Annotated in this window: 17 protein-coding genes; 9 read left to right on the top strand and 8 right to left on the bottom strand. The window is 67.4% G+C overall.

The genetic code is table 11. The features are described 5' to 3' along the window. Window positions 1–2 precede the first annotated feature (2 nt). Together ACFQEV_RS17435 and ACFQEV_RS17430 are read left to right on the top strand one after the other, a co-directional pair. Window positions 3–458 (top strand): DUF4383 domain-containing protein, encoded by a 456-nt coding sequence (locus ACFQEV_RS17435; RefSeq protein ID WP_379698811.1) that lies wholly within the window; start codon window positions 3–5, stop codon window positions 456–458. A gap of 150 nt (window positions 459–608) precedes the next feature. Further along, window positions 609–842, top strand: coding sequence for a DUF7385 family protein (locus ACFQEV_RS17430; protein ID WP_092538087.1), 234 nt, complete (start codon window positions 609–611; stop codon window positions 840–842). A 24-nt stretch (window positions 843–866) separates the two neighbouring features. On the opposite strand, the gene ACFQEV_RS17425 is transcribed toward ACFQEV_RS17430, so the two are convergent. Then, window positions 867–2,204 carry a ribonuclease catalytic domain-containing protein gene (locus tag ACFQEV_RS17425; protein ID WP_379698808.1) on the bottom strand — a complete coding sequence of 446 codons (1,338 nt, stop codon included), beginning with the start codon at window positions 2,202–2,204 and terminating at the stop codon, window positions 867–869. 156 nt (window positions 2,205–2,360) lie between these two features. Beyond that, the gene (locus tag ACFQEV_RS17420) at window positions 2,361–2,669 is read right to left on the bottom strand and encodes a DUF7562 family protein (RefSeq protein WP_379698806.1); all 309 of its coding nucleotides are present in this window, start codon (window positions 2,667–2,669) and stop codon (window positions 2,361–2,363) included. A 149-nt stretch (window positions 2,670–2,818) separates the two neighbouring features. Here ACFQEV_RS17420 and ACFQEV_RS17415 point away from each other — a divergent pair, with 149 nt between their 5' ends. After that, entirely contained in the window at window positions 2,819–3,298 is a 480-nt protein-coding gene (locus ACFQEV_RS17415) for an RNA-binding protein (RefSeq protein WP_379698804.1), read from the top strand. Window positions 3,299–3,364: 66 nt separating this feature from the next. Here ACFQEV_RS17415 and ACFQEV_RS17410 read toward each other — a convergent pair whose 3' ends face one another. Next, window positions 3,365–4,039 (bottom strand): DUF1028 domain-containing protein, encoded by a 675-nt coding sequence (locus tag ACFQEV_RS17410; RefSeq protein WP_379698802.1) that lies wholly within the window; start codon window positions 4,037–4,039, stop codon window positions 3,365–3,367. 123 nt (window positions 4,040–4,162) lie between these two features. Between ACFQEV_RS17410 and ACFQEV_RS17405 the strand changes: the two genes are divergently transcribed. Together ACFQEV_RS17405 and uvrA are read left to right on the top strand one after the other, a co-directional pair. Beyond that, complete coding sequence (locus ACFQEV_RS17405; RefSeq protein WP_379698800.1) at window positions 4,163–4,513, top strand: cell division protein SepF; 351 nt, start codon at window positions 4,163–4,165, stop codon at window positions 4,511–4,513. 313 nt (window positions 4,514–4,826) lie between these two features. Beyond that, window positions 4,827–7,775, top strand: coding sequence for an excinuclease ABC subunit UvrA (uvrA, locus tag ACFQEV_RS17400; protein ID WP_379698798.1), 2,949 nt, complete (start codon window positions 4,827–4,829; stop codon window positions 7,773–7,775). Window positions 7,776–7,839: 64 nt separating this feature from the next. Here uvrA and ACFQEV_RS17395 read toward each other — a convergent pair whose 3' ends face one another. Then, window positions 7,840–8,037 (bottom strand): hypothetical protein, encoded by a 198-nt coding sequence (locus ACFQEV_RS17395; RefSeq protein WP_379698796.1) that lies wholly within the window; start codon window positions 8,035–8,037, stop codon window positions 7,840–7,842. Between the two features lie 126 nt (window positions 8,038–8,163). Here ACFQEV_RS17395 and ACFQEV_RS17390 point away from each other — a divergent pair, with 126 nt between their 5' ends. Then, entirely contained in the window at window positions 8,164–9,243 is a 1,080-nt protein-coding gene (locus ACFQEV_RS17390; protein ID WP_379698794.1) for a beta propeller repeat protein, read from the top strand. Between the two features lie 4 nt (window positions 9,244–9,247). Here the strand turns inward: ACFQEV_RS17390 and ACFQEV_RS17385 are convergent, their stop codons facing one another. Next, window positions 9,248–10,009, bottom strand: coding sequence for a hypothetical protein (locus tag ACFQEV_RS17385; RefSeq protein WP_379698792.1), 762 nt, complete (start codon window positions 10,007–10,009; stop codon window positions 9,248–9,250). 122 nt (window positions 10,010–10,131) lie between these two features. Between ACFQEV_RS17385 and ACFQEV_RS17380 the strand changes: the two genes are divergently transcribed. Then, complete coding sequence (locus ACFQEV_RS17380; RefSeq protein WP_379698790.1) at window positions 10,132–11,214, top strand: geranylgeranyl reductase family protein; 1,083 nt, start codon at window positions 10,132–10,134, stop codon at window positions 11,212–11,214. Between the two features lies 1 nt (window position 11,215). Here the strand turns inward: ACFQEV_RS17380 and ygfZ are convergent, their stop codons facing one another. Beyond that, entirely contained in the window at window positions 11,216–12,328 is a 1,113-nt protein-coding gene (gene ygfZ / locus ACFQEV_RS17375) for a CAF17-like 4Fe-4S cluster assembly/insertion protein YgfZ (protein WP_379698788.1), read from the bottom strand. Window positions 12,329–12,377: 49 nt separating this feature from the next. Beyond that, on the bottom strand, window positions 12,378–12,677 hold the full coding sequence (locus ACFQEV_RS17370) for a DUF6432 family protein (RefSeq protein WP_379698786.1): 300 nt from the start codon (window positions 12,675–12,677) through the stop codon (window positions 12,378–12,380). A 140-nt stretch (window positions 12,678–12,817) separates the two neighbouring features. Here ACFQEV_RS17370 and ACFQEV_RS17365 point away from each other — a divergent pair, with 140 nt between their 5' ends. Together ACFQEV_RS17365 and ACFQEV_RS17360 are read left to right on the top strand one after the other, a co-directional pair. After that, on the top strand, window positions 12,818–13,906 hold the full coding sequence (locus ACFQEV_RS17365; protein ID WP_379698784.1) for a DUF7093 family protein: 1,089 nt from the start codon (window positions 12,818–12,820) through the stop codon (window positions 13,904–13,906). 185 nt (window positions 13,907–14,091) lie between these two features. Beyond that, a complete protein-coding gene (locus ACFQEV_RS17360; protein ID WP_379698782.1) occupies window positions 14,092–14,475 on the top strand; it encodes a DUF5611 family protein in 384 nt (127 codons plus the stop codon). 25 nt (window positions 14,476–14,500) lie between these two features. Here ACFQEV_RS17360 and ACFQEV_RS17355 read toward each other — a convergent pair whose 3' ends face one another. Further along, window positions 14,501–15,241 carry an SDR family NAD(P)-dependent oxidoreductase gene (locus ACFQEV_RS17355; protein ID WP_379698780.1) on the bottom strand — a complete coding sequence of 247 codons (741 nt, stop codon included), beginning with the start codon at window positions 15,239–15,241 and terminating at the stop codon, window positions 14,501–14,503. Between the last annotated feature and the right edge of the window lie 113 nt (window positions 15,242–15,354).

The raw sequence follows: 15,354 nt of genomic DNA, 5'->3' as shown, positions 1-15,354 counted from the left end.
CGATGGCCGACGAACCGATCGCACGCGGAGAACGGAGGCGACGCACGGAGTCGGGGGAACCGCACGTCCAGACCGTCGCACGGGAGTTCGCGGCGCTGAACTTCGCCGCCGGCCTCCTCACGATGGTCGGTCCGACCGTCGAGAACGACGACGACGGACTCGTGAACACCGATCCGGGCCTGTTTCTCGGTGCCGTCGCGGTCAACGGCAGACACTCGATGCTGCACGTGACGTACGGCGCAGTCGGGTTGCTCGCTTGCCGCACCGAGGCGTCGGCCCGCGCCTACTTGGGACTCGGCGGCGTCCTCTTCGCCGGCCTGTTCGCGGCGGGGTGGCGCGCGTTCGGCTTCGAACGCGGCGTCCACCTGGTGATGGGGATGGCGATGGACGGGTGGGGGAACCTCGCCCACGCCCTCCTCGCGGCGTTCGGTCTCCGCCGCGCGTTCGACGCCGAGTGAAGCGGAGTGCGCCGCGTCCGAACGCGGCGGCGTCCGCGATTAGTCCTCGTCTCGGGGAAGTCGATTCGGAGAACGCCCTCGCTGTCGTCGTTGACCCCTCCCGGGTAGGAGTAAAATTATCACACAGCACCCCGTCGTCTCCGACAGAACATGGACGACGCAGCGTACGACGACCTCATCTCGTCCGTGACGCCGCACGAGTCTAGCGGCGGCGTCACCACGTACCGCAACACGGTGAGCATCGCCTGTCCGGCCTGCGAGAAACCGTTCGACGACCTCGTGGTCTGCGAGGAGGAGTACAACAGCCTCGAACTGAGCATGCTGTTGGACCTCTGCGTCACGACGCACGACGACGACGTGCTACTCTTCACCCACAAGAAGTAGCGTCGCGGGCGGACGGGAGGGCGGTCAGTCCTCGCGCAGGTCCGCTTGCTTGGGCGGCAGACCCTTCTCGTTGACGACGTTGCCCTCGTCGTCTACGGTCCGGAGGCCGCGGTTGTTCACCGCGTAGGGGTCAAGATGCACCTCTTCGAGGAACTGCTTGTACAGTCGCTCGGCGGTTTCGGCGTCCTTCTGGCGGTCCGACGCCCGGTCGCACAGTTCGATGAGGTCCTCGGGGACGTCGTTCTCGTGGACGATCCAGTGGTTGATGAGGTCCGACAGTCGGCGGATGGGCGAGGTGAAGTGCCCGTAGATGTCGAAGTTCAGGGCGTGGTGCCCGCCGAAGGGGTCGTTCATGTACTTCGCGCGGGGCATCACTTTCAGGACGGCACGCTGAATCTTGTTGAGGGCGCGCGGCGGCGAGTTTTCGAGAGCGGCGTTGACGGCCTTCCGCGGGTCGTCGAACGACGCGCTCGGGATGGAGACGCCGTCGAGTTCCATGATCTCGCGGAGCGCCTTGTCCCACTGGTCGGGGGTCGGTTGCGGGTGGACGCGGTACATCGCCTCGACGCCGCGGTTCCACATCAGTTCGTGCGTGACGGCCTTGTTGGCCTTCAGCATGCACTCCTCGATGATGGTGTGCGCCCTGTCGCGCCGCGGGTTGAGGACCAGAGAGCCATCCTCCTTTCGCTGTTGGTGCATCTGGTCCGCGAGTTCGAAGACGAGGTTACACTCCTCGTGAAGCGGCAGGTCCTCGTCGTCGAGGCGCGCCTCGCACTGCGTGTAGGTGAGTCGTTCGTCCGACTCGATGACGGATTTGTAGATCTCGATGTTCTCGAAGGAGAGGTTCTCCTTGTCTATCTCCATCTCGACGGTGTGGGCGAGGCGGTCCTCGTTGGGGACGAGCGAACAGACCGTCTCCGCCAGCGTCGGCGGGAGCATGTGGATGGTGTACGCGGGCAGGTAGACGGTGTTGCCGCGCTTTACCGCCTCGTCCCACATCTCCGACCCGGGGTGGACGTAGTGGCTCACGTCGGCGATGTGGACCCACAGCGTGTACGTCTCGTCGTTCTCTTCGATGCTGACGGCGTCGTCGAAGTCCTGTGCGTCCACCGGGTCCGTCGTCCACGTCGTCAGGTCGCGTAAATCGCGTCGCTCGTCGATTTCGTCCTGAATCTCGTCGTGGACGCCCTCGGTTCGTTCCCGGGCCTCAGTGAGGACTTCCGGCGGGAACTTGTCCCGAATCTCGAACTCCTCGAAGAGTTCCTCGCGTTTCTCTTGCAGTTGCCGGGCGACGTCGGGGCTGATTTCGACGGGCCCCTGCCCCTCCGCCGTCCCGGCCTGCGCCTGCGCGTCGTTCGACATGCGCACGACTAAACGGGAGAGGTAGTTAGTCGTGTCGCACGCAGGGTCGATACCTCGGCGGGCGAGGGGGCCGTCCTTCGGTCTCTCGCCCGTCGCGTCCGCTCGACGGATTTTTTCGGGGGTCTCAAAAATCGGGCGGCAGCCGCGGGCGTCGCGTCAGGACTCTCGGTTCGTCTCTTCGGCGGACCCGTACCGTTCCTCTACCGCGCCGAAGTACCGACTGAGGAACTCCGCACGGTCCGCCCCGTCTCGTTCCACCTCCACGAGGAGTCCCTCCAACTCGTCTCGGGGTTGGTGACAGAGCCCCCGATAGCACTCCTTACAGAGGTGTTCGAACTCCTTTCCGTGCCGGTCCCAACGGTTGCCCTCTTTGTCGTACTCTCGCGCCTCCGAGCGGAGGACCGAGGTACCGCAGGCGATGCAGACGACCATCTTCCGGTCCCGGTTGGTCCGGGAGCGCCACATACGATTCACCAAGCGCCGCCGTTACTTAGCGTTTATTCCCGTTCGACCGGCTCGTCGGGGCGTAGACGGTCTGTCTACGGAGAATGTGGCCGAACCCGTACGCTTCGAATAACGGTCGATTTATTCGCGCCCGCGGCGCACTAACGAACATGAAGGTGAAGTCCCGGCACCACCTCCGGAGCGACGAGATAGCCGACATCGAAGACACCATCGCCGACCGCACGGGCGTCGAACTCGACGGCGACGCCTACGAGATGGTCGAACTCGCGGACTCGGAGTACGACATCGTCCTCGTGGACGGCGAACCGGTCGTGATGTTCCTCGACGGCGACCCGGCGTTGACCGTCCGCGGCGCGAACCAGTACTCGCCGTCGCGCAACGTCGTCACCGTGGACGCGGGCGCTATCTCGTTCGTCAGCGACGGGGCCGACGTGATGCGCCCCGGCATCGTCGAAGCGGACGACTCCATCGAGTCGGGCGATTTCGTCCTCGTCGCCGAGGAGACGCACGGCAAGGTGCTGGCGGTCGGCCGCGCACTCGAACCCGGGAGCGAGATGGTCGGCGACTCGGGGAAGGTCGTCGACTCGATACACCATGTCGGCGACGAACTGTACGAGTTCTCCGTCTGAGTCGCCGGACGCTCTCGCCGTCTCGGTCGCTCTCTCACTCTCTCTCGGTCGCTCTCTCGCGCGCGCTCACTCTCCGTGGTACTTCTCGATGGCGGCCTCGTACCCCTCCTTCGCCGCCTCGTACGTCTCTCTGAGGTCGGCGACGGGCGTCCGCGAGGCGTCCACGCGCAGGTCGTCGTAGTACGGTTCCGGCGCGCGCGCCTCCGTCGTCTCCACGACGAGGGCGGCGCTCTGCACCTCTAAGTCCTCGCGCCTGTCGCCGCCCGCCTCGTGCCCCGCTTCCAACGCGTCGACCAATCGCTCCGCCAACGGGGCGTCTCTGCCTCCTTCCTCGTACGCCGCGGCGGCGGCGTCCACGACGGACTCGCCCGTCAGGAGGTTGCCGGCGACGGTGTAGTTCTCGCCCTCGACGTGGCCGTACCACCCGTGGCAGTCGTCGCCGGAGAACGCGAACGTCCCCTCGGCGTCCACGCCGTGGAGCTGTCGCTGACGTCGCCCCTCGTCGGCGTTCAGCAACGCCTCCAACGCGTCTTCGACCGCGAGGCCGTCGTCGATGTACTCGATGCCCTTCCGCCCCAACTCGACGTTGGTGAAACTCTGGGTGGCGACCGCGCCGTTCTCGCTGGCGAACGGACAGAGCACTCCGACGCCGGGAAGCCGCGTCGTCACGGCGACGCCGAACCGGTCGTGCGTCTCCCCGCCGGCGTCGTACTCCTCGCGGACGCAGATGCTGAATGTCACGTCGGCGTCGTCGCACTACCCGAGCAAAAACCTCCGTGAGGCGGCACGCCGCGCCCGCTTCGACCCGCCGTCGGACGAGCGTCTGACGTAAGAACTAACCCCGAGCTAGCGCTTTTAGGTCGCATGGGTATCATGAGCAAAATCCTCAGCGGGGGAGGACAGCACACGTCTGAGGACTACGTCGAGCTGGACTTAGACGAGTTCGACACCGCGCGCGGCGAAGCGGGTACGAGCGTCCGCATCGCCGCGATAGGCGGTCAACAGGACGTCATCGCCATCAAGGACGCCGTGTACGACGGCGACATCGTCATCGCGGACATCACCCGTCACACGACCTCCGACAGTACGATGGAACACATCGTAGACGACCTGCGACAGGTCGCGAACGAGGTCGACGGCGACATCGTCCAGAAGGGCGACGACCAGATCATCATCACGCCGACCGGCGTGACCGTCGCCCGAGAGAAGCTGTAGTCCGCGTCGCCGACGCGACGTTTTCCGTCACCGCCCCGCGGAGAGCGGACGCTCTCGCCGGTTCGCCCCCTCGCTTCCGTCTCTCCGCGTCTCTCCTCATTCTCCTCTCTCGCTTCGGTTCTCTTTCGCACCTCCTCTTCGCCCCCGACGGTCTCCGTACTTCCCTCCCTCTCACCCTTCTCTCCGCACCGCGTTTCGTCGCCTCCGGCGCGACCCGAATCGGCCGTCTCCGTGTCGTACCGTAGCACGAAGTGTGTTTCCGTCTCCCGCGAACCGACGGGTTTTCACGCCGCCGTCCCCTCCCGATATCTAGATGAGTAAGGACTTTATCGAGGTTCGAGGTGCCGAAGAACACAACTTGAAGGACCTCGACGTCCGGATTCCGCGGGAGTCGTTTACGGTCGTCACCGGCCTCTCGGGGTCGGGGAAATCGTCGCTGGCGTTCGACACGGTGTACGCCGAGGGTCAGCGTCGCTACATCGAGTCGCTGTCGGCGTACGCTCGGAACTTCCTCGGACAGATGGACAAACCGCAGGTCGAGGCCGTGGAGGGACTGTCACCGGCCATCTCCATCGACCAGAAGAACGGGGCGAACAACCCCCGTTCGACCGTCGGGACGGTCACCGAACTGCACGACTACCTCCGTCTCCTCTACGCGCGGGTGGGGACGCAGTACGACCCCATCACGGGCGAGGAAGTCGGCGAACAGTCGGCCCAAGACATGGTCCGGCAGATCCTCTCGCTCCCCGAGGGGACGCGCGCGAAGATCGCCGCGCCGGTCGTCCGCGACCAGAAGGGGGCGTTCGAGGACCTGTTCGACGAACTCGTCGCCGACGGGTACGCCCGCGTCGAGGTGGACGGCGAGTCGTACGACCTCACGGTCGAACGGCCCGAACTCGACAAGAACTACGACCACACCATCGACGTGGTGGTAGACCGGGTGAAGATATCGCCCGAGGCCCGGTCGCGCATCACCGACAGCGTCGAGACGGCGTTGGAGGAGGCCGACGGCGTCTTGAAGCTCATCGTCCCCGACCCGCCGGCGGACGTGCCGTTCGCCTCGAACACCCGTTCGACCGGGTCGCTCGCGGGCGACGGCGACGACAGACTCGTCGTCGAGTTCTCCGAGGAACTCGGCAACCCCAACTCCGACTTCCACTTCTCGGAGGTCGAGACACGGTCGTTCTCGTTCAACAGTCCGCACGGGGCCTGTCCGGAGTGCGAGGGCCTCGGCCAGACGAAGGAGGTGTCGGAGGACCTCATCGTCCAGGACCCCTCGAAACCGCTGAAGCACGTCTTCGAGCCGTGGTCGTACAACCGGACGTACTACCGGCGGCAGATAGACAACGTCGCGGACCACTTCGGCGTCTCCGTGAACACGCCGTTCGAGGACCTCCCCGAGGAGGTGCGGGACGCCTTCCTGTTCGGCACCGACGAGGACGTGGTGTTCCAGTGGTCCACGAAGAACGGCGTCCGCCGGAAGGAGCAACCGTTCGAGGGCGTCGTCGAGAACCTCGAACGCCGCCACGTCGAGACGGACTCCGACAGGACGCGCGAACACATCGAGGAGTTCATGGCCGTCACCACCTGCCCCGAGTGCGACGGGACGCGCCTGAAAGAGCAGTCTCGGCACGTCCTCGTCGACGGCACCTCCATCACGGAGATAAACCGCATGAGCATCGGGGACGCCCTCGAACACTTCGAGGGGCTAGAGGAGAACCTGACCGACCGGGAGCGAACCATCGCCGAGGAGATATGCAAGGAGATTCGCGCCCGACTGGGCTTCATGGAGGAAGTCGGCCTCGACTACCTCACCCTCGACAGGGAGGCGGCGACGCTCTCGGGCGGCGAGAGCCAGCGCATCCGCCTCGCCACGCAGGTGGGGTCCGGACTCGTGGGCGTCCTCTACGTCCTCGACGAACCCTCCATCGGCCTGCACCAACGCGACAACGACCGCCTCCTGAACACGCTCTGCGGCCTGCGTGACCTCGGGAACACCCTCGTCGTCGTCGAACACGACGAGGAGACGATGCGCCGCGCCGACGAGATTATCGACATGGGTCCCGGCCCCGGCAGTCGCGGCGGCGAAGTCGTGGCGCAGGGCGACTTCGACGACATCGTCGCCGCCGACGCCTCCGTCACCGCCGACTACCTCTCGGGGCGAAAGGAGATTCCCGTCCCCGAGGAACGCCGCACCTCCGACGCGGCGCTGACGGTCCGCGGGGCGCGCCAGCACAACCTGAAGGACTTGGACGTCTCCATCCCCGTCGGCCAGTTCACGGCCATCACGGGCGTCTCCGGGTCGGGCAAGTCCACGCTGATGCACGACATCCTCTACAAGGGACTCGCCCGGACGATGAACGACAACACGTCCGTGGACCCCGGCGACCACGACGCCATCGAGGGCACCGAGCACATCGAGACGGTGCGCCTCATCGACCAGTCGCCCATCGGCCGCACCCCGCGGTCGAACCCCGCGACGTACACCGGCGTCTTCGACTACGTCCGCGAACTGTTCGCGGAGACGAAACTGGCGAAGCAACGCGGCTACGACAAGGGTCGCTTCTCGTTCAACGTCAAGGGCGGCCGCTGCGAGGCGTGCGGGGGGCAAGGCGACGTGAAGATAGAGATGAACTTCCTCTCGGACGTGTACGTCCCCTGCGAGGAGTGCGGCGGCGCGCGCTACAACGACGAGACGCTCGACGTGACGTACAAGGGCAAGACCATCGCCGACGTGTTGGACATGGAAGTCGAGGAGGCGTTGGAGTTCTTCGAGGCGAACTCGCAACTCCGCCGCCGCCTCCAACTCCTGAAGGACGTCGGGTTGGACTACATGACGCTCGGCCAGCCTTCGACCACCCTCTCGGGCGGAGAGGCCCAGCGTATCAAACTCGCCGAGGAGTTAGGGAAGAAACAGACGGGCGACACGCTCTACCTCCTGGACGAACCGACGACGGGCCTCCACAAGGAGGACGAGCGAAAACTCATCGACGTCCTGCAACGCCTCACCGACAACGGCAACACCGTCGTCGTCGTCGAACACGAACTCGACTTGGTGAAGAACGCGGACAACGTCCTCGATTTGGGCCCGGAGGGCGGCGAGAACGGCGGCGAAGTCGTCGCCTCGGGCACTCCCGAGGAAGTCGCGCGGACCGAGGAGTCCCACACGGGCCGGTACCTCCGCGACTTGCTCCCCGCGGTGGACATCGAGGGGCCGCGGTCGGACCGCCGCAAGCCCGCGAAAGTGACCGGCGACGACTGAGCGTCGCTCTCTCGGGCGACGCGCGGCGGAGAAATCGAGCGGTCGGCTCTCTCCGCCCGGCGACTTACTCCTCCTCGGTCGCGAGGAGGATGGTGGCCGCACAGAGGGAGACGCCGAGGCCGAAGACGCCGACTCCTTTCGTGAGGAGGCCGCCCCGTCCGGCGTCCGCGTCGAACGACAGCATCAGGGACGCGAGCCAGAATCCGCCGACGACGAGCGACCCCATTCCAACGGCGTATCTCGCCGTCCAGTTCGGGGACATCACCTTCTGATGCGAACGCCGCCGGAATTAATCTATGGCTTCGATTATCGCAGACGATAACGCGAACGGCGCGCGGAGGCGAGTGTGGGGTGACATCTTTTCCCGCTCGGCGTGCTATCAACGTACATGACGACCTGCTACGCCGCCCTCCGAAACGCCCTCCTCGTCATCCCGGAGGTCGACGAGCGTCGCTCGTCGGCCGACCGGACGCCGTCCGGCGACGGCGCCTCCGACACGACGACGCACCTTGACGGACACGATTTAGAGGCCCTCGACGCCCGCGACGGGACGGTCTGTTGCGGCACGTTCGACGACGGACTGTACCGAAGCGAAGACGGCGGGGAGACGTGGACGCGCGCTTCGGGACTCCCCGACTCGGTGACGAGCGTCGCCGCCGGCGGGCGACCGGGCGAGTGGTGGGCGGGCACGGAACCGAGCGCCGTCTACCGGTCCGACGACGACGGGCGGACGTGGGAGCGACGCCCCGGCCTCACCGACCTGCCGTCGGCGTCCTCGTGGTCGTTCCCGCCGCGGCCCCACACTCACCACGTTCGGTGGATAGAACCGGACCCGTCCGACCCCGACTACCTGTACGTCAGCATCGAAGCCGGCGCTCTCGTTCGGACGCGTAACGGGGGCGAGACGTGGGAGGACCGCGTCCCCTCGGCCCGCCGGGACAACCACTCGCTGACGACGCACCCCGACGCGCCGGGGCGGGCGTGGGCCGCCGCGGGCGACGGGTACGCGGAGACGGCCGACCGCGGCGAGGTGTGGGACCGCCCGCAGGAGGGACTCGACCACCGCTACTGTTGGAGCGTCGCCGTCGACTTTCGGGAATCGCAGAGCGATTCCCGAGCACACCAGAACTCGGAGAGTTCCGGGGATGCCGCGGACCCGTCGCTCGTCCTCCTCTCGTCGGCCCGAAGCGCCCGCGTCGCGCACAACACCGACAGGGCGGAGTCGTACCTCTACCGACGCCGGGGCGACGACCCGTGGGAGCGACTCGACGACCGGGGTATCCCGACGGGCGAGGGCGTCCTCCGCGCGGTTCTCGCCCGCGGCGACGAGGCGGGGACGTTCTACGCGCTTCACAACCGCGGGCTCTACCGGACGACGGACGGCGGGGACTCGTGGGCGCGCCTCGACGTCCGGTGGGCCGACGCGTTCGAGCGACAGACGCCGCGCGGACTGGTACTCGGCGAGTGACGCCTCAGAGCCGCGGACGCGGGTCGCCCGCGCCGTAGTGGCGGAGCCGACTCTCCGCGGCGGCGGCGACGAGGGCGACGCCGAGGGGGACGACCCACCCGACGGCGTAGAGCACGCCGAAGGAGAACTGCCCCTCCGAGGGGGTGACGAGGACGAGAACGAGTCCGGCGGCGACGACGGCGGGCGGCGACAGGCGGTTCAGGCGGATGCCGACGTACACCGGCACCGTCCCGAGGACGAGGAGTCCTCCGGCGATCCAGAGCAGAAGCGCCGCGGAGGGGAGCGTCGCCTCGAAGCGGAAGCCGGACGCGCTCAGCACCGCCACCGCGTAGACGACGCCGACGGCGATGCACCCGACGCCGGTCCGACCGTCCAGTCTCTCTCCGGCGCGCGGGTGTTCGGTCGCGACGTATTCGAGAACCGAGATGGCGAGGACGAGTACCGCCACGACGACGACGCTCGGCAGGAAACTGAGCAGCGTGAGCGATTCTGGGGTGACGACGCCGAAGCGCACGGCCCCGCCCGCGGCGAACCCCAACCATGGCACGAGAAGCGAGAGCGCCGTCGCTACGGGCAGGGGAGTCAACAGCCCCCGCTCGTGCGTCTCGGCGACGAGGACGCCCATTCCGCCGAGCACGGCGGCGTACAGCGCCGTCGCGAGGAGGAACTCGCCCGTGACGCCGCCGACGCCGACACCGAGGCTGAGGAGGTAACTGGTGAACGCTACGGGGGCGAGGACGGCGGCGAGGACGGCGTCTCGGCGCATGATATGCTAGTGTCTTTCATACATCAAAATAGTTATCGCGGACGTACCGACGGGTCAAGCGGTGCATAACTCCGCGAACGGACCGCGAAGGTATTTGTCCGGTCGTCCGATACGACAGTACGATGTACGACTTCGCCGTCGTCGGCGTCGGTCCCGCCGGCGCGCGCTTCGCGCGGCGCGCCGCCGAATCGGGATACGACGTCGTCGCCTTCGAGAAAGGGTCGGTCGGTACTCCCCTCGCCTGTTCCGGGCACGTCAGCACGGACATCTGGGAGTACGTCCCCGAGGAGGCGAAAGAGCGCCTCCTCCAGAACCGCGTCTACGGCGCGAACTTCCGCGTCGGCGGTCCAGACACCCGCGCGTACCCGTTCTACAAGCGCGAGGAGGTGTCGAACGTCATCGACCGGGTGGAACTCGACCGGACGCTCGCCGACTGCGCGCGCGACGCCGGCGCGGACGTCCGCGAGGGCCACACCGTCACCGGCGTCGAGGAACGCCACGACGGCGTGGAACTCACCGTCTCCTCGGGCGGCGAGACGTCCGCCGTCGAAGCGAAGATGGTCGCGGGCTGCGACGGCCCCATCTCCCGCGTCCGGCGCGCCGTCGGTCTGCCGGAACCGGGGGAGACGCTCCACGGCGTCCTTGCGTTCGACGACGAACCGGACGACGGCGACTTCGTGGACGTCCTCCTCACGGTGCCGCGCTTCTTCGCGTGGCGCATCCCGCGGGGCGACGCCGGCGTCGAGTACGGTCTGGCCGCCCCGCCGGGCGCGGAGGTCAACGAGATGTTCGACGCCCTCACGGGCGCCTACGACGTGGAGACGGACCACTTCTGCTCGGGCGCGATTCCGATCGGCCCGCCGGACCGGGTGACGACGCGCCGCGTGTTCCTCGTCGGCGACGCCGCCGCGCAGACGAAACCGTTCACGGGCGGCGGCATCCTCTACGGCATGACCGCCGCGGACTGCGCCGTCGAGACGATTTCGCCCGACGACCCCGCGACCCTCCGCGACTACGAGTCGGCGTGGCGCGAGGAACTGTCGAGCGAAATCGCCCTCGGCCACTGGATTCGCCGGGCGTACTCGCTGCCGGAGTCGGTCCAACAACTCGGATTGCGGGCGCTCTCGGGCGAAATCGCCGTCCACATGGACAAACCCACCTCGTTCTTCTCGCGGGACCACCTCGCGAAACTGGTCGGTCGCTGAGTTACTCCGTCTCGGACGCCTCGTCTTCGAGGTACGTCGGCACGCGCGCCGAGACGGCGCTTCCCTCGTAGAACGGGAGCGTCTCGCGCGTCGCCCCGACCGTCTCCTCGCCGACGCGGACCGAGAGCGTCGCCGAGGGGTCGAGGTCGTACTCCACCACCGCGAGGGCGATTGGCGTCCCCACGGACGGCCCCTCCGCCGCCCGGGTCACCTCGCCCACCTCGTCGCCGCCCGCGAGGACGGCGTCGCCCGTCGCGGGCAGTTCCTCGACGGCGAGGCCGACGAGGCGGGAACTCGGCTGCCCGCGGTTCTCGACCTTCGAGACGACCTCCTGACCGACGAAACAGCCCTTCTCGAAGTCCACGGCGTTGCGGACGCCGAGGACGTTCGGCAGGCGTCCGGCCAGTTCCGTCTCGAAGAGGGGGGTTCCGGCCTCGGCGGTGAGGCTCTCCCACGTCGCGTAGCCGAACGGCGCGGCGCCCGACCCTTGCGTTATCAGCGTGTCGAACACGCGTTCCGCGGCGTCGGCGGTGCAGACCACCTCGTACCCCTCGTCGCCGGTGAGGCCGTCGTTGGCTATCACGGTGACGCCCTCGCCGCCGATGACGCCCCGGTCGAACGTCAGCGCCGGTTCCGGCGCGGCGGCGTTCTTGAGGACGCTCGCCACCTTCTCGGTCGCCTGCGGGCCATGGACGCCGAAGACGCCGAACTCCCCGGACGCCTCGCGGACGCTCACGTCCTGAATGAACACCTTCTCGGCCCAGTCGTCGGCCAGCGGTTCCGCGCGGTCCGGCGGCGTGAAGCAGAGCAACCGCTCTCCGGCGTTGTAGACGTACATATCCGTCTCGACGCGCCCCTGCGGGTCCAAGAGCAGGGCGTAGACCCCCTCGCCGTCGTCGTCGGGGACGCGGTTCGAGACGGCGTTGTCCACGAACTCGATCCGGTCGTCGCCCTCGACGACGACGACGCCGTACCCCATCTCGACGATGCCCGCTCCGTTACGGACCGCACGGTGCGTGACGGCCGGGCGACCGTAGTCGCGCACGACTCGCCGGCCGCCTCGCTCCTCGAACGTCGCACCGTGGGCCGCGTGTAACTCCTCGACTACCGTCATCCCGTATCACTCCGTTCCCCTCTCTGAAAACGTCCCCGTATCGCGTCGCTCACAGCCCCAACTTCTCGCGGACGGCGTCGAGGAAGTTCTGCTCCTCTTTTCTCTCCTCTTCGGGGTCGGGAATCACCCGCTCGTCCGGGAGGATGACGACCCGTTCGCCCTGGTTCTCGACGGAGATGAGGTCGTCGTCTTTCAGATTCGCGAGGGCGTCCTCGATGGTGTCGATATCGGCGTCCACCGCGGCGCGCAACTCGAAGACCGTCATCCCGTCCTCCGCACGGTCTACTAACGCATCGAGTACGTCCACCTCGATGTCCCGTCGGTTCTGGAACTCCCGCCGCGCTCTCATAGCGCGTACAACGTCCGCGGGTGGTTTACCCTTACCGCCCGTGTCGGGGTAAGTGTGTGACTACCGCCGGCACGGGTTCGTCTGCCGCGCGTCCGACGGAGGGGGTACATTTTAGTCGCTGAGTTTCCGAAAAGCGGGTAATGGGACTAAAGTGCCGTCTACTCGGGCACGAATACGGGGACCCCGAGCTAGAGCGCGAACGCCAGGAGAACGGCGACGAAGTCGTCGTTACGATTCGGGAACTGCAGGTCTGTGAACGGTGCGGCACCGAGCATCTCGTCAGCGAGAACAAGGAAGTGACCTCGATTCGGTCTCCCTCGGAGGTCGGACTCGGCGAAGGCGGGGCGACGAGGGGACCGGCCCGAGGGGCGGCACCGACGTCCGACTCCGCGTCCGCGCCGGGCGCGACGCCCGGCGGTCCGGAACCCGATACCGCCGACCCCGCCTCGCACATCTCCGAGGCCGAACCGAACGCCTCGCACGCGAACGCCTCGCCCGGCGACGGATCGGCGGGCGAAGCCGACGCCGACGCTGACGCCGGTACCGGGTTCGCGGACGACGACGACGATTTCGAACCGCCGACGGACCCCGAGGAGGACGACGCCGTCATCCTTGACGACGACGGGGAACGCGACCCGACGCAGTGGCCCGAGGAGACGGAGGCCGACCCCGCCGCGGCGGCCGAGGAGTCCGCCGCCGCGGAGGACCTCCCCGAAGACCTGCCCAGAGACGGCGACGGCGAACCGGTGACCGACGACGCGGAACTCATCGACGCCGGTCCCGAGACCGACTCTCGATCCGACTCCGGTTCGGACGCGGACGACGCCACGGCGGCCCGCGGCCACGGCGAGTGGCCCGCGCGCGAGGAACTGCCCGAAGACGAGGGCGGTTCGAACGCCCCGTGGCCCGAACACACCGGCGAGGACGAAGGGTTCGACGCGGAACCGTCCGACGGGACGCCCGCCGAGGTGGCGTTCGGCGGCGGTCTGACGCCCGAGACGAACGGCCACGCGGAGGCTCACGGCGAGACCGACGGCGCGGTCGGCGGCGACGACGGGTTCGCCCGCGCCGAGAACGAACTCGACCTCGAAGCCGACGTGCCCGACGAACGCGTGGAGTTCTACTGTCCGAACTGCGACCACGCGCGCACCGCGGGCGCGTCCTCGATGCGCGCCGGCGACATCTGCCCCGAGTGCAAGCGGGGGTACATCGCGGAGCGCCACCTGTAGGCGTCGTACCGACCGATTTCTCTCACCGCCGACGCCGACGCCGGCGGGCCGTCACCGGGAGCCGACGCGCCGACCGTTTCTCGCCGAGCGACGGCCGTCGCCGCGCCCGCTGAGCGGACTGACACACAGACGCAGACGAACCGAGTGACGAAACAGGTAAACCATCCCCTGTCAAATCACGGGCCATGAAGCAGTACAAGATGCGTCGCGGGGAGACGCTGGAGGAACGCGTTCCGGACCTCAAAGGGTTCATCGAAGAGTACTTCGGCCCCGTTTCGGGGACCGAAGAGTACGACGGACACGAACTCTACGTCGTCGGAGAACCGAAGAACCCCGTATTCACGCGCATCGTCGCCGGTGCGGCGGAGTACAGCGGTAAGAAGGACAAACTCGCTGTCCACTTCGAGGAACGCAACGCCCAGGAGATCCTCGACAAGGGACTCGAAGATCACGCGCAGGACGCCGTCAACGCCAAGAACGAGTTCCTGCTGGAAGCGACCGGCCGCGACGCCAAGTCCCGCCGCGACTCGATGAAGCGGGAAGTCGAAGACGACGCGCCCGACTACTGATTTCTCGCGGGCGACGTTCGTCCGTTCAAAGTCGTTCGGGGAGCCATCCGCCGTCGACTTCGACGTTCTCTCCGCTCAGGTAGCCGCTGTCCTCGTCGAGGAAGAACATGACCGCGTGAGCGACGTCTTCGACGGTGGCCCACCGCCCGCGGGGGGCGTCCTCGGGGAACTCGTCGGACGTCTCCACGACGTACGGCGACACCGCGTTGACCGTGATGCCGTCGTCCATCGTGTCGTTCGCGAGCATCCGCGTGAACATCAGGACGCCCGTCTTCGCCACGAAGTACGGGAAGTTCTTCGGGTAGACGAGGGCCTTCTCGCTCCCCGCGTAGCCGACGTTGACGATTCGCCCCCACCCCTGTTCCCGCATCGCCGGAAGCGCCCGCTTCGAGCAGAGCACCGTGCCGTCGAAGTTCGTCGCCATCACCTCCCGCCACTTCTCCAACGGGATATCCTCCCAGTGACTCGGCGCGAAACTCCCCACGTTGTTGACGAGGACGTCCACCGTCCCCAACGCGGATTCGACGGCGGCGAACATCTCGTCCACCGACTCGGGGTCGGTCACGTCCCCCTGCACCGTCGTCGCCGCGGGCGCGCCGCGTTCTCTCGCCTCGCGGGCGACGTCCTCGGCGGCGTCTTCGCTCGTGTGGTAGTTGACGGCGACTGACGCGCCCCCTTCCGCCGCGGCGAGGAGGATGCCGCGTCCGATGCCGCGGGAACTCCCGGTGACGAGTATGGTTCGGTCCGCTAACTCCGGCGTGAGCATGGATTCTCCATCGCCGGGGCGGCCGAAAGAACCCACGGACGGCGTAAGCTACATACTGTTAGCACGCCTCACGACAACCGGCCCTTCCCGACAGACATTGAAATATTTATCCT

Source organism: Halopelagius fulvigenes, assembly GCF_042662625.1.
In the GTDB taxonomy this organism is placed as follows: Archaea; Halobacteriota; Halobacteria; order Halobacteriales; family Haloferacaceae; genus Halopelagius; species Halopelagius fulvigenes.
This window is presented reverse-complemented; position numbering and strand designations above follow the sequence as displayed.